The organism is Collimonas sp. GW821-FHT07E08, assembly GCF_059418905.1.
The window spans coordinates 110,015-135,802 of the sequence record NZ_JBWKQR010000001.1 but is presented as its reverse complement, the minus strand read 5'-3'; the positions used below and the strand labels follow the sequence as shown (position 1 = coordinate 135,802).

Below are 25,788 nucleotides of genomic sequence, written 5' to 3'. Positions count from 1 at the left end.
AATTATCAATTATTGGTCATCTCATCAAAAATAAGATGTCTTACCTACTTCATCTACGCAGCTTCATCAGCGTCTACCGACACAATTCGATCTCGCGTGCCGCGCTTGCCCTGCAGCTGACCCAACCTGCCGTATCCCGACACATCAAGATATTGGAAGCGCGCCTGCAGTCTCAGCTGTTCACCCGTCTTCCGCGCGGATTAGCGCCGACGCCAGCCGCCATCGAACTGGAGCGGCAGGCCGGACTGCATCTGGACGCACTCGAGGCCGTCATCGGCAGCGGCGCGGGCCAGCGCGACGCCCTTGCCGGTGTCGTCCATGTGGGCGCGACCAGCGGTTTTTCCAGGTTGTTGCTGTCTGCATTGAGCACCCTGCCGCGCTATGCTATTCGACTTGACCTGCGCGCGATGCCGCCACCGGCCTTGGTCAAGGCGCTTGCCGACCGCGAACTCGATGTGGCTGTAACGCTAGCGCGCATCCCGCACAAAGGTGTCGACTATGAATTGCTGCATGAAGGGCGCCTGCAAATGGCATGCGCTCCGGCCTTTCGCGACCGCCTGCCCAAGTCGGCTGCACCGAAAGGTCTGCCGCTGATCGATTTGCAGGGGCCGGTACCGCCGTTGGCGAGTTTTTGGCGCGAAGTGTTCGGCGGTAACGCCGAGCTGCCATCCGCCATCGTACCTGACTATCAAATGGCGCTAGAGGCAGCAGCAGCGGGCGGCGGCCTGGCCGTTCTGCCGGAATGTTTATGCCGGCCGCTGCTTCATGCCGGCCAGCTGATAGCACTGCCGCTGCCGAAACGCGCGCCGCTGTTTTCGCTCTATCTTGCGCGTGGCAAGGGAGGCAGCTCCGTTGAACGGGTTGACCTCTGCCGCCAACTGCTGGTCGATGCCGCCCGCAACTGGTAACAACGGAGCTAGCGGCTGTTTTGAGCCAGCCGCGACAGACTCAATTCGACTCCAACCGGCCTTCCATCATTGTGTCGCCGATGCCCGCTGAGCGGCCATATGCCGGACGCTCGCGGACCACCGTTGATGACCGACTCCTCCGCAGGGTGGCCATCGAGCTGTCACAGGAACTGGCGTGGAAAATAGACTAATTCTGTTGGGCTTTGCCAAAACGACGGTCTATATATTGCGGAATGTTTACCGGGGTGACCACAACCACAGACGACGAATCGCCAACAGCCGATACGGGCAACAACTTGTGGAAATGCATGATTTGGTGGCAGGCGTTCCTCAGGTCCTGCCGCAAGTCATGATGCAATACCGCACTAATCTGCCCGCCTCGCAGCAGGCGGATGTTGTCCCTGTCAAGGTCGTGCGCGATGAAGCACTTCGGCGCTTTCCCCAAGGCATGCAGGACACGAAGTATCGCGACATTCCCGCCACCCATTGAATACACCGCCGCGATTTCTCTTTTTCTACCGACAGCTCTTCGCACGCGTTCCTCAGTCTGAGCATCGAGCCCGTGCCCGCCGCTGGCGTCTACCAGCGTCAGTTTCGGATAGCGTTTGCGCAGTTCGTCACGAAAGCTGGCTCCGCGCTCTTCTTCGCCCCTGAAGCAGGAATCGCTCATCGTTACGAGGACATTCCCCTGCGGCCGGGCAAGCCACTGGCCGACGAGATAGGCCGCGGTTGCGCCCGCCATCCGGTTGTTGAGGCCCGCATAGGCTATCCGCGCCGACCCGGGTATATCGGTGAAAATGGTCACAACAGGGATGCCTCGTTGTAGCAGCCCGGCAATTGCGCCCGATATCTCAGGGGTATCACGCGCCTTGAGAAATACGCCATGGCTGCCTCGACGGCCCACCGCCTCGAGTGCGTCCACAACCTGAGCAGTCGTCATGGTGTCCTGCATCGTGAACCGCGGCCGAAACACGGCCGGACGGAGCATCGGGAGTTCGGATTCCAATGCCTCACGGATCTCTTCGGAAAATCTGCCCGGGGCCTCCACGAGGACGTCGACGACAAGCTTTCGGCCGCTGGTCGCCAGTTGAAATTGCTGTCTTTCAAGCTCCTTGATGGCGTGCTGAATCCGCTGCCGGGTGCGTTCGTGCACGTGCGGCCGGCCATTCAGTACCCGGTCGACCGTGGCTAGGCCAACGCCAGCTTGCAGGGCGATTTCCTTCATGAGAAAGCGATGCGTCATGGGGACACTGATCCTGGCTGAGGTGTTTTTGAGGTGTTTATGGTAACGCAAGCCGCTGCGGGAGAGGTATTCTTGACGGATTACGTGAGGAGACGCCATGGATCAAGCCGATTTGCACTCAGACGAAAAGCGAGGCAGACGATATCGAGAGCAGGATTGTTCGCTGCGCGACTTCATCGCAGTCTTGCAGGATCGCCGCAATGAGGTTCAGCTCGAATACGCCCGCGAAATATGCGAACAGGTGCCGATTTACGACTGTGCCGGATTGGGTCGCCTGCTCGACGACGCGGCGAGTCGCGCCGCCCTGCAAGATGAGTGGGCGGAGGTCCTGAACCACGGTGCGGGTGTGCTGGTGCTGAAGCGCGCCTTTCCCGATCCCGCGCCAATTGACGATGCGACGGCGGTCTTCGAAGCGATCATCCGCAACGAGCGAGCAACTGGCGGAGCTGCCGCCGATCATTTCGCAAAGGCGGGAGCCAACGACAGGATATGGAATGCGCAGCAAAAGCTGTGCCTGCGCGCGCCGTCCGTGTTCGCCCGTTACTACGCCAACCCAATGCTGGCTGCAGCAGCGGAAGCATGGCTAGGGCCCTGCTACCAGATGACGTCGCAGGTGAACGTCGTGCGGCCCGGCGGAGACGCACAACAGGCGCATCGAGATTATCACCTGGGATTCCAGACTATAGCCCAGGCCGAACGCTACCCGGCGCACATCCATGCGATGTCGCCTTTCTTGACGCTGCAAGGCGCTGTCGCCCACGGCGACATGCCGGTGGAAAGCGGCCCCACCAAGCTGTTGCCGTTTTCGCAGCGATACGCTGAAGGCTATCTTGCATGGCGGCGCCAGGACTTTCGCGACTACTTCGAGGCCAACCATGTCCAGTTGCCCCTCGAGAAAGGCGACGTGATCTTCTTCAGTCCCGCGCTCTTTCATGCAGCAGGAGCAAACCGGACGGCTGGCGTGCAACGCATGGCCAATCTGCTGCAGATTTCCTCAGCCTACGGTCGCGCAATGGAGTCGTTGAATCGGGCAAGGATGTGCGAGGTCTTGTATCCGGTCATGCTGGATATGCTAGCGACGTCAAAGATGACTGAAGCTGAAGCCAATGCAGTCATTGCGTCATGCGCTGAAGGCTATCCGTTTCCCACTAACCTTGACAATGACCCGCCGGTGGGCGGCCTTGCGCCGGAAAGCCAGCAAATGCTGTTCGCCCGGGCGCTCGGAGAGTCATGGACGGCCGACGTTTTCGCCTCGGCGATTCGCCGGCAAGCCGCACAACAGGAAGCCTGACCCGTATTCCGGAATAACACACATCGGCGGGCGCGCGTCGGCCAGCCGAACATCTGGAGCCTTTGTCTGCCGGACGACCGAAAGGGCGGCTTGTACCTTGTGACTAGACACTTGCAAAGGGGTTGCAGGAGGTCGCTTGTGGCCGGATTCGGCCTGTCGCACAGGGGCATGTCATTCAATCGTCATTTACGTTCATCTTGAACGGATCGATAGGCTTCCACAGGCGGTTGACAGGCTCAGTAGGTTCCAAGGCCCAAGCGGGTGTCAAAGGCACAGCCAATGTAGCGAGCAGAATGCCAAGTACACGGCGACGAGATATTGGCGCCATAGTCGTCGCCGCATTCATGGGAGCGCCACCGCGTCGCTCGGTGCGCCTGGCACTGCGACTCGGAACTTCAAGCCTTCCAGCAGCTTGTCCCACAGGGCTAGTGCTTCGTCGTCGTCGACGGAAGCGGCAGATGCGGCTCCAACGCGGTTGGCCTTGACCTTGCTGTACATCGTTACGTCCAGCATGGCAGGCTTGGCCACATTACCTGTTTCGCCGATAAACTTCCATTCAAAGTCATGGGTGCCGTCAGCACGACGCACCAGCGATTCCTCGCCGGCCCAGCCGTGCACGGTGCGTTTACCTTCGCGCAAAGTGATGAGCTTGGGGTAGTTTTCACCCAACTCCTTACGTCTATCATTGATTTGTTTGAGCAGGCTGTGGCCATTACTGCCTTGAGTGCTGGCATTTTGGTTGCTCTCCACACTGAAGGTGATGTCTGGTAACTCCGGGAGGTAGAGTCCAACTTGAGATAGCACTTGGCCCTTGTCACTTGCTAGGCGAGTGAAGCCGAATTCGTGGCACAAGCCAGGTTCCGTGGGAACTTCGTCGGGGGCACGAGGACGAATGTTTTGAGCAACCTCAATGGTTTTCGCCGTGATGGATTCAACAGTTGAATTCTGGCTCTTAGCAGTAGCCCCGCCTCCGACAAATATATGCGGACCAACTATATAGTAGGTATCAAAACTCTCTAGACCATACTTCGGAGAAAATTCGTCCTCGTAATACCGAATCCACATCACATTGGATGCCGGGCCTGGGCCAAAGTAGTTAATCTTTGCGGTCTTGTCCTTCGCCAATATCTCTGCCCGCCTAGCTTCCATAATCTGCTTGATATCCTTGGCCCTGTTCGGCAGCGTCGGGAAATCCGAGCCAAATATCAGCTTGGCGTCTTGAGGTGCCAGCAATACATATCGCCCAAAACACAATAGTTTAGATTTGGAAAACAGTTTTTCGATTCGTTGATTCATCATCGATTCCTTGATCAGTTCTTCTTTTCCCACCACGCCGCATTGTAGGCATAGGCAATCTTGACCACGCCGTACAGCGTGGCAGCTTGCGCAGCCGGATTACCATAGCTACCTTGATGATCGTAACCGGTTTGAGTAAATTTGTATTTGGCCTGCACCTTGTCAGCGCTCCGTACCATTGGTACCGTTCCGTCGCCAGGCGCTGCCGCAGCTTGAAGTTCCAGAGTTAAAGTCGTCGCGTTGGCTCCCAATACGCGGATTGTGCCTTTTCCATTGTCGCCGTGTTCGCCTTCCAGCAAAGTCCAAGCCATCGGATCACCGGCAGCTTGAGCATTACCCTCAGTGACTCTCCAGGCAATATCGTTCCACGCCCTTTGTTCATGATCTGCACCGAAATGTGCGTAAGTCTCCTCGTGAAAAGTATCTTGGATGGCATGAGAGAACTTCATGGCATTGTCGATACGCTTCATCGTGGCTTCTGGGCCAATTTTGTCTTCCTTCTTGCCGCCATTTTCTGGGGGCATCTTACCCAATCCCGCTGGATCAATCCATTCTGGATTGATCAGCCGCCACCACTGTGGTTGTGCTTGCGTATAAATCTCTGCAGCAGGGTCTTCTTTGGGTAGAGCAGGCATTAAATCTTTGCCTTGTCTGTCTTGTACTATGAGCCAGCCGCTGCCATACACCTTATTAGGTAGTAGTTCTAATCCACCCGGTGCATTGGCCAATACTGCAGTTACCTCCTGACCGTTATCGCCCAGCACACCTTTGACGATACCGCCCTGGATTTTGTCGAGGAAGTGCCACCATGTTTTGTTGCTGCCCTCAAAGCCCGCGCGCAAGCGCTTGTAGGCAGCGGCGGCACCCGTTGTCGGCATCACACCATGAACCACACCCAACACCTTGTCTTTCAGATTACCATAATCAGGGTGCATCAAAGCTCGAGCCAATAACCCGCCCATGCTGTGAGTAACGAGGATGACACCGGGACAATCGAAGCCATTCTGATTGTAAGTATCAATAAGCTTTTGAATGCGAGGGGCAATATCTTTGGCTTCATCACCATTGCTCTTGAGCCAGTTATACCCAAAGGCGTGCACCGGATACCAACAGTTGCCAATTTTTTTAATGTCAGTCTCAGCCAGGGCTGGGGCCTCCGCATTGCCAAAACTCGCGGGTGCGCGTCCAACTAAAGCTTCGGTGTTACTTTTGTTCGCCCAGGATGCCGACACTTCAACTTTGGCGCCGTCAGCCTTAAGCATGTCGTTGAGCTGCTTTTCCAGCAGCATAAGGATTTCGCCGTAAGAGCCAAACATGACTTCGCTCCAACCGCGAGCGCGAGCCTTTTGCGCGGCACTAAAGTGTTGCTCATGTCCTCTGGTAAGTGGATGGTGATCATTTTCAAGCTTGGGATCGCTCATCAACAACTTACTCACATCCGCGAGATTGTCCGGCACATTGTCATGGCGGCTATCTGAAGTTTGTGTTGCATTGCCAGTGGATTCGAAACGATCTTTGTCTTTATCGTAGGAGATTTCATAGTGATCTACTTCGACTTCGTCGGGGTCCAGACGCATTTGACGCTCCGCAGCTGACGCATTACGTCGCTTCAAAGCATCGCCCTTGTCATCGGGGCGCCAGGAACGATTATCCTGGCGCTGTATCTCTGCTTGGCGTTTTTTGGACAGACGCAAATTGCTGCCCATGATGCCAGGAAAGAATACGATCGGAATCAGTTTTCCCGGGGGCACGCGTACTCTAATCCTACGTTTGTCGTTAGTCGGGGTGGTTTGAACACCAACCTCGGCAGATTGGTTTACCCCTAGGGTGAAATCGAGCCAGATGTCTTGGTCATCACCTTGAACCGTCATTATTTGGCCCTCCCAAGCCAGCGGACTTTGTAGAATTCGGGGCCATCGGAGCGTTGCATTTGAGTACTACCGTCCGATCCCGTGACAGGCCCAGCTGCGCTAGCTCCGTCCCGATCGAGTTTGAACATTTGTTTGGCCGCGGTGCTGTTCTGGTCGTCTATATGATGGAAAACCACTTCCCTGTCGAATGGAGTTGGGACCCCAGAATTTTGCAGATCGACTGAACGATTCTTAGGCCCGGGAAGGCTATGCGTGGCGGCGTGGGCAACATAGATGCCATTTGTGCCGTGTTCGATTCCGCTTGCATTGTATTTGACATAGCTGCCGCCGCCATTGATTACGACTTCTTCCTTGGCCGTGATCGTGACACGGTCCGCGGTGTGCGTGATATTGAGTTTGGCCAGCAGGTTGATACTGTCTTTCAAGGTCGTTACATCGATGTCACCAGCTGCTGCGACCATCTTCATTCCCGCTTTTTGTACAAACAAGCGAAAAGTTTTCGTGATACTGGCGTACAGACTGTCGCCGCTGGCGATCGACAAACTCTTACCGGTAGTGACTGCGGTGTGTTCACCGCTAGCGATATGAGTCGATTGGGCTGTACTGGTCTCGATGCCGGCCGGACTAGCCAGCACCAGGTGCGGTTCCGACAATTCAGGGAAAGTACCGTCGCTGCTAGTACCGCTGCCCTTGATCGCATCATTTTGCGCCTTGAGGATCTTGGCGATATCAGCTTGCTGCCCTTGCTTTTCCTGTGCCCCCGCCTGCTGCGCCATGTCGGCCAGAGTCTCATGCTGGTCGCGTGCCGAAGTCAGACGCTGGACAGTCTCGCCCATGTCTTTCATGTGCGACGCTGCATTGCCCCGGCCTTCGGTGGTAATCAGCATGCCCTTGGCCGAACGCGCCACGCCGTGGCCATCGGTGCGCAGCTCCCAGCCCTCACCCCGTGCATCCTTGCGGCCTGCGTTGTCCTCAATGCGCGTGATATGCCCCAGGCTCAGTTGGCTGTGCTGGTGGTCGCTCTTGAGCTGCGCCTGGATCTTGGCGTTGGTGTCATCCAGGATCAGGTGATTGCTGCGGCCGCCGGCAGCATTGCCGCCGTTGGGCGTCAGCTCACGGCTACGCAAACCCATCAGCGCCTGTTGCGTTGCCAGTTTCCACGGCGGCATATTGCGCTGGTTATAGACAGCGCCAGTCACCAGCGGGCGATCTGGATTACCGTCCAGCCACATCACAATCACTTCGGCTCCAACCCGGGGAATCGCTTTGGCGCCGAGCTGGCCGCCGGCCCACGAACTGGCGACGCGCACCCAGGCCGAACTCTTTTCATCGTTGTTGCCGATGCGGTCCCAATGGAACTGCACACGGATCCTGCCGTATTCATCGGTATGGATGCTGTCCGGTCCGGATGGACCAACCACCGTGGCAGTTTGCGGCCCCAGGATTTTTGTGGCGGCACTATTGAAACCGCGGCCTGGCCGCCATGGAATCGCTTTGCGGATGCAGGTCAGGTGGTTCTCGTAGTGCGCTTTTTCATCGGCCTGCTGCAGGTAATTATTGACGGCGACATGATGCACCGACAGGATCAGGAACTCGCTCTTGCCGGCCTCTTCTTTGCTGCCGAAGGGATTGAAGGCAAAGTGGCTGGTCAGACGAAAATATCGCCCAGGGAGGACAGAACGGTTATTGCCTGCGGCCTCGAAGTGCTTGCCGGCCGCTTCGATTTCTTCCATGCGCAGCCGCGCCAATTTATCCGCATCCCCGGCATCCTTGGCGCCATAGGCGCCGGTATATTCATAGGATTCGATATCGAGGACGTTGCCTTGCTTGTTCAAGGTCGGTACGCCTGCGCTGAACGGAACGGGACTTTTGAAATTGAATCCCGCCAGCGTGACATTGCCTGGCACGATCTGCCGCACCGGCGACCAGTCGCCTATGCCATCTTCTTCGGTCGCGCCACCGTGGCGCTGGAAGCGTATGTCTGGGCCATTGTCGATGGCTGCGGCCTGGGTGGTATCGTCGGTCAGGATCAGCTTGTGACCCTTTTCGGTATGTTCGTACCAGTACGACCAGCCGGCGGCTTCCCAGCGACGATGCAAATAGTTGTAGTCGCTTTCCCCGAATTGGCAGGCGTCAGTCATTACCGCATCTGCACCGCGCACCTGGAAATCCCAGTCGGGATGGGTGCCGTAGTCGCTGAAAATGTTTTCCGTCTGCTCACGCAGCGTCTTGCCATGAAAAATGTAATTGTCCTTGCGCAGCCGCAGATACTGCAGCCACGGACCCAGCTTGGCCTGGTAGAACGTAATGGCGCCATCGGTCCTGGTCAAACGGAATTCGAAACAAAAACCGCTGAAATACCGGAGGCTGCCATCTGCCCGCACCAGCTCTACGCTGAACAGCTTGCCTTGCAGGTCCTTGAGCGCCAATGCCGGATCGTCCGATATCAATTCGACATTGAATTCGAAGTCGCGGGACAGGCTTTCTACTGCATCGAGTTTGTTGACCAGGAGCTGGGCTTGGGGGCCATCGTCGTGCGGGAAAGAGAGCCGCAATATGCGGCCATGCTGACGCCCCATTATCAAAGACTTGAACACACTACTCATGCGGCGCCCCTGGAAATTAAATCGACATCAATATTATGGTTTTTTTAGCAATGGATATGACTGAGAATCTGCTTGATAAATATTTCACCAAATCATAACTGCCAACATCATTAGTTACCAAGGGGAAATACTTGGAAATAGCGAATTTTGCAAGAGTTCACATTCTTGTTGGCGATCTGCGACGGCGAGGCGTTCTTATGGCCGCGGCAAAAAAATGAGCGTATTGAATTGCATCGAGGTCTGACTCTCGTCAACAACCCGACACACATCGGCCGCCAGCTAGCTCGGGCAAATGCAAATATTATTTACGGCCGATATAAAGTGAACTGATTCCGCGGATGCGGGAGATAGAAAGCAAAAATGGAAGCCATACCGCGCTTCCATCCATAATTTGCCAAAACGATTTTCATAAAATAAACCGGGAGTTGCTCTCGATTTATCCCAGCATTCCCACAACATCGAGAATACTGGTAGGCACGATTGGACTCGAACCAAATAGATAGGGGAATCTAGGGACAATCAGGGGCAGACTCGCCTACGATAGGTGTACCAGGTCACCCCCTGAAATACCCAAATTCTTCCCTCGATTCTTCCCCGAATACCCTCAGGCTCCAGGCGCGACTAATACAGTTCCTCAGAGTCGTCGATGGGCCCCGAAATATCCTCGTAGCCGGAACGTTCCAAATCCTCCTCCGTATCCATGCGGATCGGCGGCTCGTCATCCTCAACGGTTATCGGATTGTCCCAAGAGGCGCCTGCCATATTCCCCGCAAATTCCCCAACATCTGGAAGTGCAGGATCGTCCGTGAGATCAATTACCTGACGATGCGGGAGCATTGCGAGGGCTTGCTGCTGCAACTCGGCGATTGCCGGTTGCGGCAATACCTCCTCTTCCATTTCTTGCGCACGTGGTCCCGCTGGCTCTGCGACAATATCTTCATCAACTGGCTCAACTTCTGCCTCAGGCTGTTCACGCGCCTCGAGCGAATCGTTACGAGCGGCCGCCAAGTCGTATATCGCTTGAGCGAACGTCAGCCAATGATCTTTTGTCTGTTTGCCCTTCACCTTACGGTATCCTCGCATTTCGAAAAGTGCCAGATTGTCATCCATGCCCATTGCACCCATCCCATAACGGAACTTTGCGTCGTCACCTTCCAGATCACTGTGCGGCGTATAGCCTGGCGGCGGCGACAATATATCTTTTCCTGCGGCGGCAGTGGCAATGCTGCCCAACCAGTTTCGCAGTGTTGGGCCAACAACTCTCCGCTGAGCCGCCGCCGAGCCTTCATCTTGATAACCGCGCCGGAACAGGTTGGCATCAAGTGCGACCCCGGTGCTGGCGGATATTGGATTGTTCTGGCTGTCGGCAGTGGCGGCGTTACCGGCACCAAAAAGAATGGCGTTGAATTGTGTCTTTTGGGTATCGGAGAGAGACTGGTACATACTGCGGAAGTCAGTCCTGGCCATCAGGCGAAATCCCGCCTTGGGGCCATCCTTAGAGCGCCCGCGATGTGCCCGGGCTCGATGGATGTACATGACAATCGCGCGAATCAGCCCAAGCACGGTACGGTCGACAGCGGCCTCAGCCGCAATGTGTGTCCGGACACGAGCGTCGTTGACGAGGTTATCCGTATTCTGGTTTATCGCAGTGGCGCGCCCCCTCGCCGCCAGGTGCTCCGTGATCATTCCTTCTAAGTCCCCAAGCCGGACACCTTCGGTCGATTGTGGAGATGCCCTGAACGTCGGATCGGCAATATGCATCGAAATGTCATTCTCTTCAAAATTATCTTCTTCGCCTACCGTTAAGTTGTTAGTATCATCATCTACCTCCGCGACGAGAAAGTCCGCTAGCTCTACGGCGCGTTGAATCGCATCTCCCAACTCTGGCCAGTTGTCGAAGGGTTCTGTGACAAACTCAAGGTGATAGCCTGAATCCGCTTCCAATCGGAAGTCACCGCCATCGAAGGCGACATCTTTTCGATCCAGAGGCTGTTCCCGCCTGCTGTTCTTTGTGAATACGTTCCCGCCAGCTTCGAACTCGAAGCCCATCTTCCGTTGAACGATTCCGCCATCCTGGAGCGTATCGCTCGTGGCGACGTCTGTTGCGTCGCCGGTATCGGCGGGCAGCTCAGCATGCGCAGCTTTGTTTCCCATGACATCGGCTTCGTGTTCGAGCTGTACATCATCGTTGATCGCAGTACCACCTGGCTTCATCTGTGTCGTCGGCGCGACCCGCCCTTGCCTTTGCTGCACCACGTGCCACGCCTCGTGCGCCAGATGCCTCTCCTGCCCGGGTGCCAAATGTATTTCGCTGCCTTGCGCATAGGCCTGCGCTTGGACTTGGGCCGGCTTGGCCGAGTTGTAATGCACCTTGACGTTGTCCAACGCCACACCAGACAGGTTCTCGACGCCCCGTCTCAAGCTGCGTGGAAGACCGCCGCCATCAAAACCAAGTGGCGATGCCTCGGCTGATCCGGAAGCATCCCCGATACTAGCCATGCGCCTCTGGACCACGCTCCCGGCATAGTTATACGCGCCCATTGCAATAAGTTCGTTGCCACCATCGTGCGTCGCACAAGGTTGTCCCGCCAAGCTGCTTTGCGCGCTACGATGCGGCGCCTGCGTCGGCGCTTGCGGCCTCATTTTTTGCATGTTCGGCACCTTTCGTCTGGCAACTTGAACTTAATTCCTCAAAGCAACGTACGAGTTTTTTGGTCAAAAAGCAACTATAAAATGCGTGCCACCGATTTTTACGACCAAATTTAACAAACAACGAGCTGGTATCTGCGCTGTAACGTCACAGTTCCGGCTTACTGAGATCCACGCAGATGGAGCGCCTCGACACTACGATGATAATGCGGGCATGTGGGTAATAGATCCGAGCCTTCGAGTCGTTCCTATTTAGTCCCCATAGCGTTTCCCCCGATTATTCTCTTGCACTTAGCTTGGGTATACACGCACGCAACCGTTAGATTCTTTCAAAAAAATCTAGTGTGAAAACCCATCGCTCGTGCCATTGCTTACTAGTCATCAGGCGTCGTACTCGGATTTTGTATTCTTCCGGCGAAAGCGGATGCTTGGCCCTATGGCGGGTGCGATTGCAAAACAAACATGCTGCAACAACATTTGATTGCGCTGACGTCCCGCCGGCGCAGCGAGCTTGAAGATGCTCGCCGGTACACTGCAAGCGCTTGGCCTGACTGATCGAAATATTGTATTTCTTGATGAGTTCAGCGGGATTTCCCTGCCACATAGGCAAACCGCAGTAAAAGCAGTAGCCCGATTGGCGGGTGAAGGCGGCAGAACGAGGATGAGATAAAGAGGTAGTCATGAGCAGCTCCGATGATTAAAGGAACCCGCTCGTTGTCACAACATCACGGGAACCAGCAGAGTCACTCCGACTGGCAAAAAAGGCGCTCCTCGTGGAGATACCCAGACCCTTCAGTTATAAAGGGTAAAAAAAATTATACATAAAACGTACTGCTTTTGCACAAATCAAATGTCGGCCGTCGATTTTTACCTGCCATGATTATTGACCAGGCGCCGTTTGGGAGCGCCGGCTGCTGGCTTGTGTCGCTCCTGGAGTGAGCTGGACGGCTCAATCGCACATTCCTTCACACAGATCACGATCAATGCCGACGAACATCCGTTGATGAAGCGATTTCACAAACCCGACGGCGAGAAGCGCTCCCTGGGCATCGTCCCCGAATCCGAATATGAAGACTGGCTGGAATGTCACGATCCTGAGCGCGCCAGATCATATCCCCAGCTCTACCCTGCCGAATTAATGGCCGCCAGGCCGGCACTGGCAGCACCACGAAAAAAGAAAGCCGACCAGAACCGCACACTTTTTTGATAGGAAGAGTCGTTATGCGTCCACCTGGTGGCTATGCGGCACTCTCGTAATCATCCAGCATCCTGTAGAGTTCAAGTAACTCCACTTCATGCGCAACGTCTCCTTCAATCTCATCCACGCGATTTCGGAGTAGATACCACTCGCTCTCCCTTTTGATCTTCCCACGGCTGACTATCAGCTCTCGCTTCTGCCGCTCTTTTTCGAAAAAAGCTGGCATATGAGTCTCCACTACTCTATAAAAAATTTTAAGCGCCGTACTTTGAATATCTTCTGGCAGCTTAAAATTAGCGAGGAATTGCGGCGTTTCTCTTAAGCCCTGTTCGCATCCAGTAACAATCGCAGAGCGCTTGATTTCGGGATTACTTTTCGATTCGTGGATGAGCGGTATAAAAGACTCGAACAAGTCTATCAATTTTTTATCACCAAGAACTCTGTACTCCGCTGCGAGCTCTTCGTAAGTATCAACAATTGTGTCCAGCTTTGTTTTTGATTTATTTTTCATATTTAAACTCTGATGAATAGCCGCGTTTGTTTTCAGTCCTTCAACATAGAACAAATCATCTTCAAAGCTTGCGCGCTTCATCCCAAATATTTTTTTTATCGATAGTCCGGTACCATAAATCGAAATGCGTACGGTATTGCTGCCATGGTTCGGCAAGCTTGGCCCGAGGATCTTCGCTAAGTTTGTAAGCCATTCCTTCCGTGAACCACGTTGGAGTCAACATCAATTTGATCACACCCAGCTTGTCACTTTGCAAGTAGTGGATCATTTCATGGCGAACGTAATATGGCTTCCATCCTCGTGGACCTATTACGACACAAAATTTACCAATAGATTTTGCAGTTGCCGCGCTTGGCCCAAAAGACTGAAAACAAAACTGAGTGCTGCAAAAAACCACTATCGGCTTCGCACCCATCGGCCCTAACGTTGACGACACAAAATTGAATGCTTCGTCATAGAGCTCTTCTGCTTCTCGAGAATGGACCAAATCATTCGTACACACGGTAGCAGTGACACACGAAACCCCTGGGACAGATGAAATAGCTTGTGTCGGCATAAAGTAGGCCCACACGACAAGAGGAGTGAAAAATAAAATAATCAGTAGCCAGCGCCTTAGCATGTAAATCTCTATATAAAATGATCTAATTAATCAGGAAAAATAACTCACTGGGGACCGAGCTTTGATCAAGAGGCGGCTACCCTCCAACATTTGATAGCAGGTATTGGAGGGAGCAAATTAAATTGGCCACACGACTGTGCCGAGCCTGTCCTCAGGCTCTAGCAATACAACGGCTTTTTTGCTGAGCTCGCGGGCCGTTTCACTCGCGCCAGCACTTAACCAACGGCGCAGAGTATCGGTCAAATTCGTGCCGGGCGCCACTTCGATTGCTCGGCTCATGAGGTCCACTCTGCGCCCCTGAAAACCTGGCCTAGTTACCTCTGATTGTCCAAACTTCGGATTCCCGAAATCCACAGACTTCAGGCGTTTTGCATACCAACGGCGCTCGGGATGGGCAGCAAAAAATGTGTAGACATCAAAGTCGTTGATGCCGGCAGTTGCGTCTGTGTAGTGAACCGCAGCTCCTTGGCAAAGGGCTACTCCGATGACGCGATCGGCGTAAAGACGGGCCCATTCTGGGTACTTCTGAAAAAAGGCATGTCTATCTTGTCGCGCGAGATCAAGGAGGCGGCGGAGGTCTCCTGACTCAATCGGTTTGAACGAAAGCAGTGCAGGATTGCGATTTTTCATGGCTCAATCTCAATTTTATGGGACGCCTTAGAGCACGGTGTTTCTCTAGAAAACTACACAATTCATTTGCGAATTATACAATTAAGAAACGATAATGTACGGCAACATTATTAATCTATGGGCGAACCTAGATTTTCGCGAAAACACAATAAGATTCCAGGGAAGAATGTGATCACTGATTCGATGAGTGCCTACAAGCCAAATGATATTACCAATGGCCCGCAGCTATACAAAACTATTGAAATTGACCCACCATTTTTTGCTGTGTCTCTTTTCAAGCTCGCTATCATGTCTATCTTCACGGCGGGTATTTATGAGATCTATTGGTTTTATCGAAACTGGCGGATTATCAAAGTCCGAGAGAAGTCCAATATAGCCCCGGGCGTTAGGTCCGTATTCTCGGTCTTTTTCTGCTATCAATGCTTTTCCCGTATTCACAAATACGGCGCTCAGATCGGAGTGCAATCAGTTGTGCCGCCCATTGTATGGGCTGCAGGTTGGGTGCTAATTACAATCTCCCCCAAACTTCGAGGGCCATGGCTGTTGTACTTCCTGCTTTCATTCATTTACTTACTCCCGGTGCAGGCACATGTAAATCGAATAAATGCAGCAGCGCATCTACCTCACGCTGAAAACTCAAAATTCAGCCGATCAAATTGGATAGTCATTGTCATCGGGGCGATCATGTGGGCACTCATAATTGTCGGAGCCAACCAACCCAAGTTCTAACTGTTGGACACGTCATAGCTTATTAACGGTGAATGTGTGGTCAATATCAATGCGTGGCAGTCCACAACGATCGGACTAAGTGTGACAGCAAGCCATGGCGACATTTTGACAATTGACGCTTTCATTTTTTTTCCTTTGGGTTCAACAAAATGAAGTTCGCTGACAAAAAATGAATCTGTATGCAGCGACGAGTCGTGCAAGTTATTTAATGACGGCTCTCTGGCCAGAAAGCAGGTCGCCAACCCGATTTTCTTCACTATTTTCATGATTGCATCCGAGCCGACAAGGTCTTTTGCGACAGACACCCCCATAAGGACGGGACGACTAATGATTGTTTTATCTAATCACAAAGGCGGCTCTTTATAAGCACATCATGCATCGGTCCATTCGGCGATCTCCTGCAGACCTGTAGTGCAATAGTTTTGGCTTCAGTCTGTTGACCTTTATCTACGAGCACGAATGCAAGCATCGTCTGCATGCGCGACTCAAGGTCTGGAGAAAATTTCGTCTCAAGAATTTCCTTTTCATTTAGGCCTGCACGCAGCTCGCGGACAGCGCCATCTGCATCGCCCGCTTCAAGTAATGCAGACGCACGAAAATAGCGGGCTCGTGGGTCCCGAGGATAACGTCCTACCAAATCAACGGATTGCAATTTCTTCTCAGCATTGGATTCAGGTATTTGATTATTTGGAATCAGCAACGTGTCCAGTGCGTAAGTACCGTAGCGTTGGATGACAGGACCCGCAGCAAATACAAATGCAGCAAATCCGGCGCAAGACAATACTGTCGCAAAACCGACGAACCGCGGCAGTGTCTTTGTTACTGGCCATGTTTTCAACATCACCAGACCTACCAGTGCACCGCTTAATGCACCACCTAGATGCGCGCCGAAATCGATGTGTTGGCCAGTTCTATTTACAGCTAAAGGAATGAGTGACGGGATCAGTATCTGAAGCAGGCTGACATGGATCTGATTACGATTGACGCCTCCCGGGAGCCTGAAACTGCATACGAATGCTGCAGTCAAAAGCCCCATGATCGCACCAGAAGCCCCTACAGAAACGACCGTATGCGGATTAACTGCGAGCGACATGAATGAGCCGCTCACCGCACCCAGCACGAATAGCGCAAAAAACCAGGCTCTGCCAACGAGGTTTTCTAGTACGGCGCCTGCCATATACAACGCCACGCCGTTGAAAATCAGATGGAATAAATCAGCGTGCAGCAGGGTCGCAGAAAAAACGCGGTACCACTCACCCGATTGAAAAACCTTGTTATATGTTAAACCTCCTAATGCGACCAATGTCTGAACACTTGGCGTCAGCAAGCCACTTGACGGCCCAATCCCATATATGTGTTCACCTGCAAAGACGGCCGCCAATGTCGCCATTAATCCGTAGGTTAAGAATGGAACGCCCGGATTTTGCACAGCAGCCACGACAGGCTGCATGGTTGAATCGTCGGCGCGCGGTTCCCGTATCATTTGTTCGATAAATAGGCGCCCTATCATACGTCCATTAAATGCCGCGTTACTCCAAACTGAACCCGCTGAACTATCGATGATCCAGGCGGAGAGAACCGCCTTGGAAAAAATTGATCGCCGTTTAAACCCTTTTAGCCGGTCGCGGTCCGAATTATCAATTGGGCGTTTCCCGATTTCCATTATCTGGATTGAAACCGGCATCTTGCTTCCATTAATCGCACCGGAATATTTCAGGCATTGTTGACCTATTTCTTCTACGGCACTAGGGGACATGGTGAAACGTTTGCCAGGATTTGCTTCACAATCGACCATGCAAATGAGCTGCAGGTTCATGGCCGTCAAGCCAGTAAGAATAATGTCGCATTCCTCAGCAAGCGCACTTGCTTCCGGTACCGTACCGACGGTGAAACCTTTTTTTGCGATGTACTGCTTGGCAAGGTACACAGCAAAGGTATCCGTATCGAATCCATTTGTTTTTTCCACTACTGTCTCACAATCGGTTTGTTTTATTACCAAATGGCAGTCGCTGCTTCGCGAGCTTCCTTTTTTGTGCCAAGCATAGAAACGCCAAATCTATCGCCATAATTCAGCAATCGGCCGCAGAGTTGTGTATTCATGCATGGAAATAACGTCACTCTATGTTGCCACGGAAAGATTGTTGCAACAACATCAAATTTTTCAAGCAAGTAGGAACCATTTCCGGTCGATAACGGACACTGGCAAATAGGCGCTAGCCACGAAATCGGATGAAGAGTCATGGCATGACAAGCGCAACCAGAGATAGGAATATTGAAAGCCGACGTTGATACGCTTGAAAAGTCGCGTGCGCAAAGGCCTGCAATTGCACAGTCGCCATTTACAATTTATGCGAAGTGGACTGACTCTGTGAAGGCTGAGGAAGACAGAAAGCAAAAATGGAAGCCATACCGCGCTTCCATCCATAATTTGCCAAAACAATTTTCATAAAATAAACCGGGAATTGCTCTCGATTTATCCCAGCATTCCCACAACATCGAGAATACTGGTAGGCACGATTGGACTCGAACCAACGACCCCTACCATGTCAAGGTAGTGCTCTAACCAGCTGAGCTACGCGCCTAAAGAAGCGAAATTATAATGGCAAATCTCGCTCGTGGCTAGTGTCTTGTGTGGATTTTTTACAAGATCAGTTTTGCGGCGGGTTTTCCACCGCATCTGCGGCCGGCTGGCGCCATATGCACGCGCCCTTGGCATCCTTGTCCAGGCCATTGAGCAGCAGCTCATGTTCAGCCAGCTCTTCCGCACTCGCCGCGCGCACCACGATTTCGGCCAAAGGCAGCAGCTCCAGCGCCGCGCCGCCGCCATCCGCATCCTCCTGCCCTGCTCCGAGATCGATGCTGAAACTGTTCTGGCCGCGCGTCATCGCCAGGTACACCTCGGCCAGCAATTCCGAGTCGAGCAAGGCGCCGTGCAAGGTGCGGTGGGCGTTGGAGATGCCGTAGCGGTCGCACAGGGCGTCCAGCGAGTTGCGTTTGCCGGGGTACATTTCCTTGGCTTGCACCAGGGTGTCGATGACGCCGGCAATATCGCCGGAAAATGCGCCCTTGCCTAGCAGCTTGTACTCGGCATCGAGGAATCCCAGGTCGAAGGGAGCGTTGTGGATGATGACCTGGGCGCCGCGGATGTACTCGCGCAGCTCGTCGAAGATTTCGGCAAACTTCGGTTTGTCGCTGAGGAACGCGGTGGTCAGGCCGTGGACTGCCAGTGCGCCTTCTTCCGAATCGCGCTCGGGATTGATGTAGCGATGAAAATTATTGCCGGTCAGGCGCCGGTTCAGCAGTTCCACGCAACCGATTTCGATGACGCGGTCGCCGGTGCGCGGGTTGAGGCCGGTGGTTTCGGTATCCAGAACAATTTGTCGCATGGTCACTTGATCTTCAATACAAACATATATTTATCGTAGCGCGCCGCAGGCAATGCGGCCGGCTGTGGCGGCTTTATACAACCGTGGTCACGCCGCGGTTGGCGAGTTGGTCGGCGCGCTCGTTGCCGACGTGGCCGGCGTGGCCCTTGACCCATTTCCATTCGATTTTATGCTGCGCCTGGGCCGCGTCCAGTGCTTGCCACAGGTCGACATTTTTCACCGGTTCGCGCGCCGCGGTTTTCCAGCCGCGCGCTTTCCAGCCATGGATCCATTCGCTGATCCCTTTTTGCACATACTGGCTGTCGGTAAATACCGTCACCTCGCAAGGACGAGTCAGGGCGGTCAGCGCTTCGATCACCGCTTTCAGTTCCATCCGGTTGTTGGTTGTGTTGCGTTCGCCGCCGAACAATTCCTTTTCCTTGCCATCCGCTACCAATAGCGCACCCCAGCCGCCGGTCCCGGGATTGCCCTTGCAGGCGCCATCGGCATATATCTCTACTTTATCCATGCTTGTCTGTTTCACTTTCGCTGCTTGTTATATGTGAGAACCTTGCCTTGGCTACTCGGCGCCATTCCGGTCCGTCTTGTGTATCTTGTTGGTGGCCGGCACGCCGCGCGCAGCCTTGATCACCTGCTTGCTGAACGCCGGGCCGACCAGGTGCATGCCCTTCACCCGCTTGATCGCCTGCACGATATATACCGCGCCGAAATACGGCCACCAGCGATTGCCGGCCTTTTCCATGAACGCAAACCGGTGCAGCCACTTGCTGCTGGTGTACGGCGGCGCGTAGCAGCCGAAATGGCCGCGGTTGACTTCCATGTTCAGCAGTTTCAGCCAGTCTTTCAGGCGCAGCAAGCTGATGAATTCGGCGTTCTGCGGCAGGAAATGCACGCCCGACATGCGTCCGGCAGTCTGGCGCACGCCCCACAAGCTGGCCGGATTAAAACCGCAGATGATAACCTGCCCTTCCGGAATCAGCACGCGTTCGACCTCGCGCAAGATCTGGTGCGGCTCGGCTGCGAACTCAAGCACATGCGGCAATACCACCAGGTCCAGGCTTTGCGAGGCAAACGGCAGTTCGGCAAAATCGTGGGTCACCACCACGCCGGATTGCGCTTCGCCCGCTTCCGGCAGGCGGCTGTCTGTCAGCCATTTGTGGCGCATCCGGTTCGCTTGCAGGGATTTGATTTGCGGCACGCCGATCTGCATCGCGTTGAAACCGAAGATATCCGCCGTCATCGCGTCCAGGCGCGCCTGCTCCCACTCCAGCATGTAGCTGCCGGTGGGCGTCTGCAGCCAGGGGCCGAGCGCTATAATGGACTTTTCTGACGACGGATGTGCCATGCCTGCCTTAATTGATAACTCATTGAGTGAACCATCGGATAAGCCGTTAAGCGTATTGGCGGTGCCGGCATTTAACGACAATTATCTCTGGCTGATTCACGATGGCCGCCATGCGGCGGTGGTCGACCCCGGCGATGCCCAGCCGATCCTGGCTGCGCTCGACGCCAACGGCCTGACACTTGTCGCTATTTTACTGACACATCACCATGCTGACCATGTCGGCGGCGTACAAACTTTGCTGCGGCACTTCGACATACCGGTATTCGGTCCTGCCGGCGAAGACATCGCCGGCGTCAGCCAGCCGCTCAAGGAAGGCGGCACTGCCACCGTTCCTCAGTTAGGCCTGACGTTGTCGGTGCTGGATGTGCCAGGCCACACCAGCGGCCACATTGCCTACGTGGCGCAAGGCCATCCCTGGCTGTTTTGCGGCGACACGCTGTTTGCCGGCGGTTGCGGCCGCCTGTTTGAAGGCAGCCCGGCGCAGATGGTCGACTCGCTGGCAAAGCTGAGCCGTTTGCCGTCGGGCACGCAGGTATATTGCGCGCACGAATATACCGTTTCGAACTTGCGTTTCGCGCTGGCGGTGGAGCCGGACAATCCGGCCCTGGTTGCCCGCATGGCCAGCGAACAAGCCAAACGCGAACGCCAGCAAGCCACCGTGCCGTCGACCATCGCCCTGGAAAACGCCACCAATCCCTTCCTGCGCTACCAGCAAGCAACCATTATTGCCAGCCTGCAAGCCAGCGGCCGCCTCGACGACCAAGCCAGGCAAGCCGATCCGGTGGCGGCATTCGCTGCCCTGCGCGAGTGGAAAAACAATTTCAGGTAATCCGGCAGTCCGAGGGAATACTGATCGTCATTTATTGCGATTGTCGGTTAGATAGTTTCCGCATATCGATTTATTAAAAGTAATACCTGATAAATCAATCACTTATCTCTTGTAACAGTGCAATTTCTGCTTGACGGGAGAAAACCGCCTTACGTACACTGCGTCTAATCCATTATTACCGGTTGATTACATCCCGGTCACATAAATTGAACCCATGTATCAGCTAAAACTCAAGACATTCGCTTTTGCCGCGCTCGCTTTTTTCGGCACTCCGCTCTTGGCCCAAGCCAACGACATTTCCATCTATACCCCCACTTTCAGCCTGATCGACCCGAACGACCCCAGCGCCGGCATGCTCGGCATGGAACAGATCGATATCTGGGCACGCATCCGCAAAGGTTTCGGCATCCCTGACCTGGACAACCAGCAGGTAGTCAGCCAGACCGATTTTTACAGCGCCCGCCCGGAATATTTCGAACGCACCACGGTACGCGCTTCACGCTATCTGTTCCATGTAGTGCAAGAACTGGAAAAACGCGGCATGCCGACCGAACTGGCTTTGCTGCCGTTCATCGAATCGGCGTTCAACCCGCAAGCCTATTCGAGCGCCAAGGCCGCCGGCATGTGGCAGTTCGTGCCTGCCACAGGGCGCGACTACAATCTCAAGCAAAACATGTTCAAGGATGACCGCCGCGACGTCCTGGCCTCAACCGATGCAGCGCTGACTTACTTGCAAAAACTGTACGGCATGTTCGGCGACTGGCAACTGGCGCTGGCTGCCTATAACTGGGGCGAAGGCTCGGTGCAGCGCGCCATCAACAAGAACCAGGCCGCCGGCCTGCCGATCGACTTCAACAGCCTGGCGCCGCTGATGCCGGCGGAAACCCGCAATTACGTACCCAAGCTGCAAGCCGTCAAGAACATCATCGCCGCGCCGGAGATGTACAACATCGCGCTGCCCAAGGTCGACAACCAGCCTTACTTCGTCACCATCGGCAAGACCCGCGATATCGACGTCAAGGTAGCGGCCCAGCTGGCGGAACTGTCGCTGGATGAATTCAAGGCCCTGAATCCGCAATTCAACCGCCCGGTGATCATCGGCAGCAGCGACACCAAGATCCTGCTGCCCGAAAGCAATGCCGAGAAATTCAAGAACAACCTGACCAAGTGGACCCAGACGCTTTCTTCCTGGACCTCGCATACCGTCAGCAGCGCCCGCGAACGGATTGAAACCATCGCCGCCCGCTTCGACACCACGCCGGCGATCATCCGGGAAGTCAACCACATACCGCCAAGAATGCTGCTCAAGGCCGGCTCTACCATCCTGGTGCCGAAAACCGAAGCCGCCAGCAGCGACATCACCGCCGAGGTAGCCGACAACGCCACCATGGCAGTCACCCCGGACGCGCCTGAAACCCGCCGCATCTATGTCAAGGTCGGCAAACGCGACACCCTGGCTTCGATCGCCTCGCGCTATCGGGTCAGCGTGGCGCAGGTGAAAGCCTGGAACGGCTTGCACCGCGACAGCATCAGCCATGGCCAAAGCCTGCAGCTGCAAGTGCCGAACCGCATGGTGGCCTCGAATTCCGGCGGCAGGAAAGCCGGCCATAACGTGCAATACCATAAGGCAACGGCAAGCACTAGCCACGGCAGCAAGAACAAGGTCGCGGCTAAAAAGAACACCAAGCCGGTGGTCCTGGCGTCCTCCCGGGGCTCGCGCGGCTGATAGCTCCAGCAATGCCGGTCAAAAAGGTCCATGGCGCCGCCTTGCGCGCACCATGGGCTTTTTTTCATTCGATGCCCGATAGCAAAAATGCATGATTGGTGAACAAGCCGCCAGAGTTGCCGTGAGCGCGGCGAACCCCTACAATCTTGCCCTGTTCAACAAGAACTACACACCCAAGCGTCCGCAGCACCCGCGGCGCGCATCTCTGGAGTCAATATGGCATTCCTGCAAGGCAAAAAAATTCTGATCACGGGCTTGCTGTCCAACCGCTCGATTGCTTACGGCATTGCGCAAGCTTGCAAGCGCGAAGGCGCCGAGCTGGCCTTCACCTACGTCGGCGAGCGCTTCAAGGAACGCATCACCAATTTCGCCAAAGAGTTCGGCAGCGAACTGATTTTCGACTGCGACGTTGGCAGCGACGAGCAGATCAACGCCCTGTTTGCCGACCTCGGCAAGTCCTGGGACCACCTGGACGGCCTGGTCCATGCCATCGGTTTTGCTCCTGCCGAAGCCATTGCGGGCGATTTCCTCGACGGCTTGTCGCGTGAAGGCTTCAAGATCGCGCACGACATTTCCGCCTACAGCTTCCCGGCAATGGCGAAAGCCGCGCTGCCGATGCTGCGCCCGAATTCGGCGCTGCTGACGCTGACTTACCTGGGTTCGGAACGCGTGGTCCCCAACTACAACACGATGGGCCTGGCCAAGGCGTCGCTGGAAGCCAGCGTGCGCTACCTGGCCGGCTCGCTGGGCCCCAAGGGCGTGCGCGTGAACGGCATTTCAGCCGGGCCGATCAAGACCCTGGCCGCCAGCGGCATCAAGGGTTTTGGCAAGATCCTGGGGTTTGTCGCCGAGCACGCCCCGCTGCGCCGCAATGTGACTGTAGAGGATGTCGGCAACGCCGCTGCCTTCCTGCTGTCGGACCTGTCCAGCGGCATCACCGGTGAAATCACCTATGTCGACGGCGGTTTCTCGCACGTGGTGGGCGGCATCGCCGAATAATTTGTGGCAACGCGGTTAGCACAAACAAATCAAACGCCCGGCATAGCTGGGCGTTTGTCTGCAGGCTATCCAGGCGACGGCATTATCCGACTGCAGCAACAGTTGCCTATGCTGCAACTGCAATCCCTGAAAATGCGCCGCAAACAACGGTACAGCTGCAAACCGGTCCTAATTTGCGGCAATCGCATGAATAAGGTGCATCAACCGTAAAAGTATTGTATTATTCTGTGCTGCGTTGCAATAACGAACGCAGACAGCAAGTTACCGGGTTCTGATCCGGTGGCGCTGTAAAAACAATAAGTAGCTGCGCAAGCCTAAGCGTGTTCCGGCCTCAAATTGGAACATCGCATTGTAAAAGCCCTCCCGCCTTGTGTGTCGATCCTGACACCGTCCCGGCGCAAAGCTTTTGTGCCGAAATTTCTTTGTATTTGTTTCTTAGTCATTTCGTTGGTTGGCGTTGCTTTTTTGCGTTCGCTGCATTCATCGCATAGCGATTGTCTGTAGTTCATGACGCTGCACTTTACGAAAGAAAAAAATGACTTTTGAATCACTAGGCCTCCACACGTCCGTTATCAAAGCACTGACCGAAGCTGGCTACACAAAACCGACAAGCGTCCAAGAACAAGCCATCCCTGCTGCCATCGAAGGCCGTGACCTGCTGGTTTCCTCGCAAACCGGCTCCGGCAAGACCGCAGCATTCATGCTGCCTGCGCTGCACAAATTCGCCTCGGAGCAGCAAGCTGCCCCGGCCGCCGCAGGCAAGACACCGAATCAAGAAATGCAAGCTTCCCGTTCACGCGGCGAGCGTCCACGTTTCAAGCCTGCACAGCCGAAGATGCTGGTATTGACGCCGACCCGCGAACTGGCGCTGCAAGTAACCACTGCGACCGACAAGTACGGTTCGCACATGAAGCGCGTCAAGGCGATCTCGATCCTGGGCGGCATGCCTTACCCTAAGCAGATGCAATTGCTGGCGAAGAATCCTGAAATCCTGGTTGCTACTCCAGGCCGCCTGATCGACCACATGGAATCGGGCAAGATCGATTTCTCGCAACTGCAAATCCTGGTGCTGGACGAAGCTGACCGCATGCTGGACATGGGTTTCATCGACGACATCGAAAAAATCGTCGACGCAACGCCTGAATCGCGTCAAACCATGCTGTTCTCCGCTACGCTGGACGGCGTGGTCGGCAACATGGCAAAACGCATCACCAAGAACCCGATGATCATCCAGATCGCCGGTTCGGCCACCAAGCATGAAAACATTCAACAGAAGGTTCACTTCGTCGACGACCTGTCGCACAAGAATCGCCTGCTGGACCACCTGCTGCGCGACGTCACCATGGACCAGGCAGTCGTATTCACTGCCACCAAGCGTGACGCCGACACGATCGCCGACCGCCTGAACATCGCCGGTTTCGCTGCTGCCGCACTGCATGGCGACATGCACCAAGGTGCGCGTAACCGTACCCTGGACAGCCTGCGCCGCGGTCAAGTCCGCGTGCTGGTGGCTACCGACGTTGCCGCTCGCGGTATCGACGTCCCAGCCATCACCCACGTATTCAACTACGACCTGCCGAAATTCCCGGAAGACTACGTCCACCGTATCGGCCGTACCGGCCGTGCAGGCCGTAACGGTGTCGCGGTATCGCTGGTGAACCACGCTGAAGGCGTCAACGTCAAGCGTATCGAGCGTTTCACCAAGCAACTGATCCCGGTCGATGTGGTTGAAGGCTTCGAACCAAAGCGTTCGGCTTCGGCTCCGCGCTCGAACCACAAGCCAGGCGGCTGGAAACCAGGCGACAATCGTGGCGGCCCTGCCAAACCAGGCGGCCGTACCTTCAGCAAGCCAGGCGCACCGCGCAAAGACGGCGGTGGCGGCGGCTACAAAGGCAATCGTTCGAACGACAGCGGCGCCCGTCGCTCGTTTGGCGACCGCTAAGTAACCTGGG

21 protein-coding genes and 1 tRNA gene are annotated in these 25,788 nt (G+C 54.9%); 8 read left to right on the top strand and 14 right to left on the bottom strand.

Annotated features, from left to right (window positions below):
* Positions 1-35: 35 nt before the first annotated feature.
* Positions 36-908, top strand: coding sequence for a LysR family transcriptional regulator (locus tag AC07RZ_RS00585; protein WP_494666505.1), 873 nt, complete (start codon positions 36-38; stop codon positions 906-908).
* 187 nt (positions 909-1,095) lie between these two features.
* Here the strand turns inward: AC07RZ_RS00585 and AC07RZ_RS00580 are convergent, their stop codons facing one another.
* A complete protein-coding gene (locus tag AC07RZ_RS00580; protein ID WP_494666504.1) occupies positions 1,096-2,151 on the bottom strand; it encodes a LacI family DNA-binding transcriptional regulator in 1,056 nt (351 codons plus the stop codon).
* Between the two features lie 97 nt (positions 2,152-2,248).
* Between AC07RZ_RS00580 and AC07RZ_RS00575 the strand changes: the two genes are divergently transcribed.
* Positions 2,249-3,442, top strand: coding sequence for a phytanoyl-CoA dioxygenase family protein (locus AC07RZ_RS00575; RefSeq protein ID WP_494666503.1), 1,194 nt, complete (start codon positions 2,249-2,251; stop codon positions 3,440-3,442).
* A gap of 342 nt (positions 3,443-3,784) precedes the next feature.
* On the opposite strand, the gene AC07RZ_RS00570 is transcribed toward AC07RZ_RS00575, so the two are convergent.
* From AC07RZ_RS00570 to AC07RZ_RS00550, 5 genes are all read right to left on the bottom strand, one after another.
* A complete protein-coding gene (locus AC07RZ_RS00570) occupies positions 3,785-4,771 on the bottom strand; it encodes a T6SS immunity protein Tli4 family protein (RefSeq protein WP_494666502.1) in 987 nt (328 codons plus the stop codon).
* Positions 4,753-6,609, bottom strand: coding sequence for an esterase/lipase family protein (locus AC07RZ_RS00565; RefSeq protein ID WP_494666501.1), 1,857 nt, complete (start codon positions 6,607-6,609; stop codon positions 4,753-4,755). Before AC07RZ_RS00565 ends, AC07RZ_RS00570 begins: the two co-directional genes overlap by 19 nt.
* Positions 6,609-9,215 (bottom strand): type VI secretion system Vgr family protein, encoded by a 2,607-nt coding sequence (locus tag AC07RZ_RS00560; RefSeq protein WP_494666500.1) that lies wholly within the window; start codon positions 9,213-9,215, stop codon positions 6,609-6,611. Before AC07RZ_RS00560 ends, AC07RZ_RS00565 begins: the two co-directional genes overlap by 1 nt.
* 621 nt (positions 9,216-9,836) lie before the next feature.
* Positions 9,837-11,867 carry an eCIS core domain-containing protein gene (locus AC07RZ_RS00555; RefSeq protein ID WP_494666499.1) on the bottom strand — a complete coding sequence of 677 codons (2,031 nt, stop codon included), beginning with the start codon at positions 11,865-11,867 and terminating at the stop codon, positions 9,837-9,839.
* Positions 11,868-12,183: 316 nt separating this feature from the next.
* Positions 12,184-12,546, bottom strand: a complete 363-nt coding sequence (locus AC07RZ_RS00550; protein WP_494666498.1) for an HNH endonuclease — start codon at positions 12,544-12,546, stop codon at positions 12,184-12,186.
* A 237-nt stretch (positions 12,547-12,783) separates the two neighbouring features.
* Between AC07RZ_RS00550 and AC07RZ_RS00545 the strand changes: the two genes are divergently transcribed.
* Entirely contained in the window at positions 12,784-13,071 is a 288-nt protein-coding gene (locus AC07RZ_RS00545) for a hypothetical protein (RefSeq protein WP_494666497.1), read from the top strand.
* Positions 13,072-13,102: 31 nt separating this feature from the next.
* On the opposite strand, the gene AC07RZ_RS00540 is transcribed toward AC07RZ_RS00545, so the two are convergent.
* The 3 genes from AC07RZ_RS00540 to AC07RZ_RS00530 all read right to left on the bottom strand — a co-directional run bounded on the left by AC07RZ_RS00540 (position 13,103) and on the right by AC07RZ_RS00530 (position 14,822).
* Complete coding sequence (locus AC07RZ_RS00540; protein ID WP_494666496.1) at positions 13,103-13,654, bottom strand: hypothetical protein; 552 nt, start codon at positions 13,652-13,654, stop codon at positions 13,103-13,105.
* Entirely contained in the window at positions 13,635-14,192 is a 558-nt protein-coding gene (locus AC07RZ_RS00535; protein ID WP_494666495.1) for a hypothetical protein, read from the bottom strand. Before AC07RZ_RS00535 ends, AC07RZ_RS00540 begins: the two co-directional genes overlap by 20 nt.
* Before the next feature lie 117 nt (positions 14,193-14,309).
* Complete coding sequence (locus tag AC07RZ_RS00530; RefSeq protein WP_494666494.1) at positions 14,310-14,822, bottom strand: hypothetical protein; 513 nt, start codon at positions 14,820-14,822, stop codon at positions 14,310-14,312.
* A 168-nt stretch (positions 14,823-14,990) separates the two neighbouring features.
* Here AC07RZ_RS00530 and AC07RZ_RS00525 point away from each other — a divergent pair, with 168 nt between their 5' ends.
* The gene (locus AC07RZ_RS00525) at positions 14,991-15,551 is read left to right on the top strand and encodes a hypothetical protein (RefSeq protein WP_494666493.1); all 561 of its coding nucleotides are present in this window, start codon (positions 14,991-14,993) and stop codon (positions 15,549-15,551) included.
* Between the two features lie 340 nt (positions 15,552-15,891).
* On the opposite strand, the gene AC07RZ_RS00520 is transcribed toward AC07RZ_RS00525, so the two are convergent.
* The 5 genes from AC07RZ_RS00520 to AC07RZ_RS00500 all read right to left on the bottom strand — a co-directional run bounded on the left by AC07RZ_RS00520 (position 15,892) and on the right by AC07RZ_RS00500 (position 20,282).
* Positions 15,892-17,517 carry a rhomboid family intramembrane serine protease gene (locus AC07RZ_RS00520; RefSeq protein ID WP_494666492.1) on the bottom strand — a complete coding sequence of 542 codons (1,626 nt, stop codon included), beginning with the start codon at positions 17,515-17,517 and terminating at the stop codon, positions 15,892-15,894.
* A 539-nt stretch (positions 17,518-18,056) separates the two neighbouring features.
* Positions 18,057-18,133 (bottom strand) — tRNA-Val (locus AC07RZ_RS00515).
* A gap of 66 nt (positions 18,134-18,199) precedes the next feature.
* Positions 18,200-18,937 (bottom strand): DNA polymerase III subunit epsilon, encoded by a 738-nt coding sequence (gene dnaQ, locus AC07RZ_RS00510; RefSeq protein WP_494666491.1) that lies wholly within the window; start codon positions 18,935-18,937, stop codon positions 18,200-18,202.
* Between the two features lie 73 nt (positions 18,938-19,010).
* A complete protein-coding gene (gene rnhA / locus AC07RZ_RS00505; RefSeq protein WP_092398366.1) occupies positions 19,011-19,445 on the bottom strand; it encodes a ribonuclease HI in 435 nt (144 codons plus the stop codon).
* 51 nt (positions 19,446-19,496) lie between these two features.
* Entirely contained in the window at positions 19,497-20,282 is a 786-nt protein-coding gene (locus AC07RZ_RS00500) for a class I SAM-dependent methyltransferase (protein WP_092398368.1), read from the bottom strand.
* Between the two features lie 22 nt (positions 20,283-20,304).
* On the opposite strand from AC07RZ_RS00500, the gene gloB reads away from it, so the two are divergent.
* The 4 genes from gloB to AC07RZ_RS00480 all read left to right on the top strand — a co-directional run bounded on the left by gloB (position 20,305) and on the right by AC07RZ_RS00480 (position 25,778).
* Positions 20,305-21,111: a hydroxyacylglutathione hydrolase gene (gene gloB, locus AC07RZ_RS00495; protein WP_494666490.1), complete on the top strand. Its 807-nt coding sequence runs from the start codon at positions 20,305-20,307 to the stop codon at positions 21,109-21,111.
* A 214-nt stretch (positions 21,112-21,325) separates the two neighbouring features.
* Positions 21,326-22,837: a transglycosylase SLT domain-containing protein gene (locus AC07RZ_RS00490; RefSeq protein ID WP_494666489.1), complete on the top strand. Its 1,512-nt coding sequence runs from the start codon at positions 21,326-21,328 to the stop codon at positions 22,835-22,837.
* A gap of 216 nt (positions 22,838-23,053) precedes the next feature.
* Positions 23,054-23,836: an enoyl-ACP reductase FabI gene (fabI, locus tag AC07RZ_RS00485; RefSeq protein WP_092398374.1), complete on the top strand. Its 783-nt coding sequence runs from the start codon at positions 23,054-23,056 to the stop codon at positions 23,834-23,836.
* A 535-nt stretch (positions 23,837-24,371) separates the two neighbouring features.
* Entirely contained in the window at positions 24,372-25,778 is a 1,407-nt protein-coding gene (locus tag AC07RZ_RS00480; RefSeq protein WP_092398376.1) for a DEAD/DEAH box helicase, read from the top strand.
* Positions 25,779-25,788 lie beyond the last annotated feature (10 nt).

Bases quoted from the DNA above. Each gene is read 5' to 3' on its own strand.
- AC07RZ_RS00585 (WP_494666505.1), top strand. From the start codon at position 36: ATGTCTTACCTACTTCATCTACGCAGCTTCATCAGCGTCTACCGACAC.
- AC07RZ_RS00580 (WP_494666504.1), bottom strand. From the start codon at position 2,151: ATGACGCATCGCTTTCTCATGAAGGAAATCGCCCTGCAAGCTGGCGTT.
- AC07RZ_RS00575 (WP_494666503.1), top strand. From the start codon at position 2,249: ATGGATCAAGCCGATTTGCACTCAGACGAAAAGCGAGGCAGACGATAT.
- AC07RZ_RS00565 (WP_494666501.1), bottom strand. From the start codon at position 6,609: ATGACGGTTCAAGGTGATGACCAAGACATCTGGCTCGATTTCACCCTA.
- AC07RZ_RS00560 (WP_494666500.1), bottom strand. From the start codon at position 9,215: ATGAGTAGTGTGTTCAAGTCTTTGATAATGGGGCGTCAGCATGGCCGC.
- AC07RZ_RS00555 (WP_494666499.1), bottom strand. From the start codon at position 11,867: ATGCAAAAAATGAGGCCGCAAGCGCCGACGCAGGCGCCGCATCGTAGC.
- AC07RZ_RS00550 (WP_494666498.1), bottom strand. From the start codon at position 12,546: ATGACTACCTCTTTATCTCATCCTCGTTCTGCCGCCTTCACCCGCCAA.
- AC07RZ_RS00540 (WP_494666496.1), bottom strand. From the start codon at position 13,654: ATGAAGCGCGCAAGCTTTGAAGATGATTTGTTCTATGTTGAAGGACTG.
- AC07RZ_RS00535 (WP_494666495.1), bottom strand. From the start codon at position 14,192: ATGCTAAGGCGCTGGCTACTGATTATTTTATTTTTCACTCCTCTTGTC.
- AC07RZ_RS00530 (WP_494666494.1), bottom strand. From the start codon at position 14,822: ATGAAAAATCGCAATCCTGCACTGCTTTCGTTCAAACCGATTGAGTCA.
- dnaQ (WP_494666491.1), bottom strand. From the start codon at position 18,937: ATGCGACAAATTGTTCTGGATACCGAAACCACCGGCCTCAACCCGCGC.
- rnhA (WP_092398366.1), bottom strand. From the start codon at position 19,445: ATGGATAAAGTAGAGATATATGCCGATGGCGCCTGCAAGGGCAATCCC.
- AC07RZ_RS00500 (WP_092398368.1), bottom strand. From the start codon at position 20,282: ATGGCACATCCGTCGTCAGAAAAGTCCATTATAGCGCTCGGCCCCTGG.
- AC07RZ_RS00490 (WP_494666489.1), top strand. From the start codon at position 21,326: ATGTATCAGCTAAAACTCAAGACATTCGCTTTTGCCGCGCTCGCTTTT.
- fabI (WP_092398374.1), top strand. From the start codon at position 23,054: ATGGCATTCCTGCAAGGCAAAAAAATTCTGATCACGGGCTTGCTGTCC.
- AC07RZ_RS00480 (WP_092398376.1), top strand. From the start codon at position 24,372: ATGACTTTTGAATCACTAGGCCTCCACACGTCCGTTATCAAAGCACTG.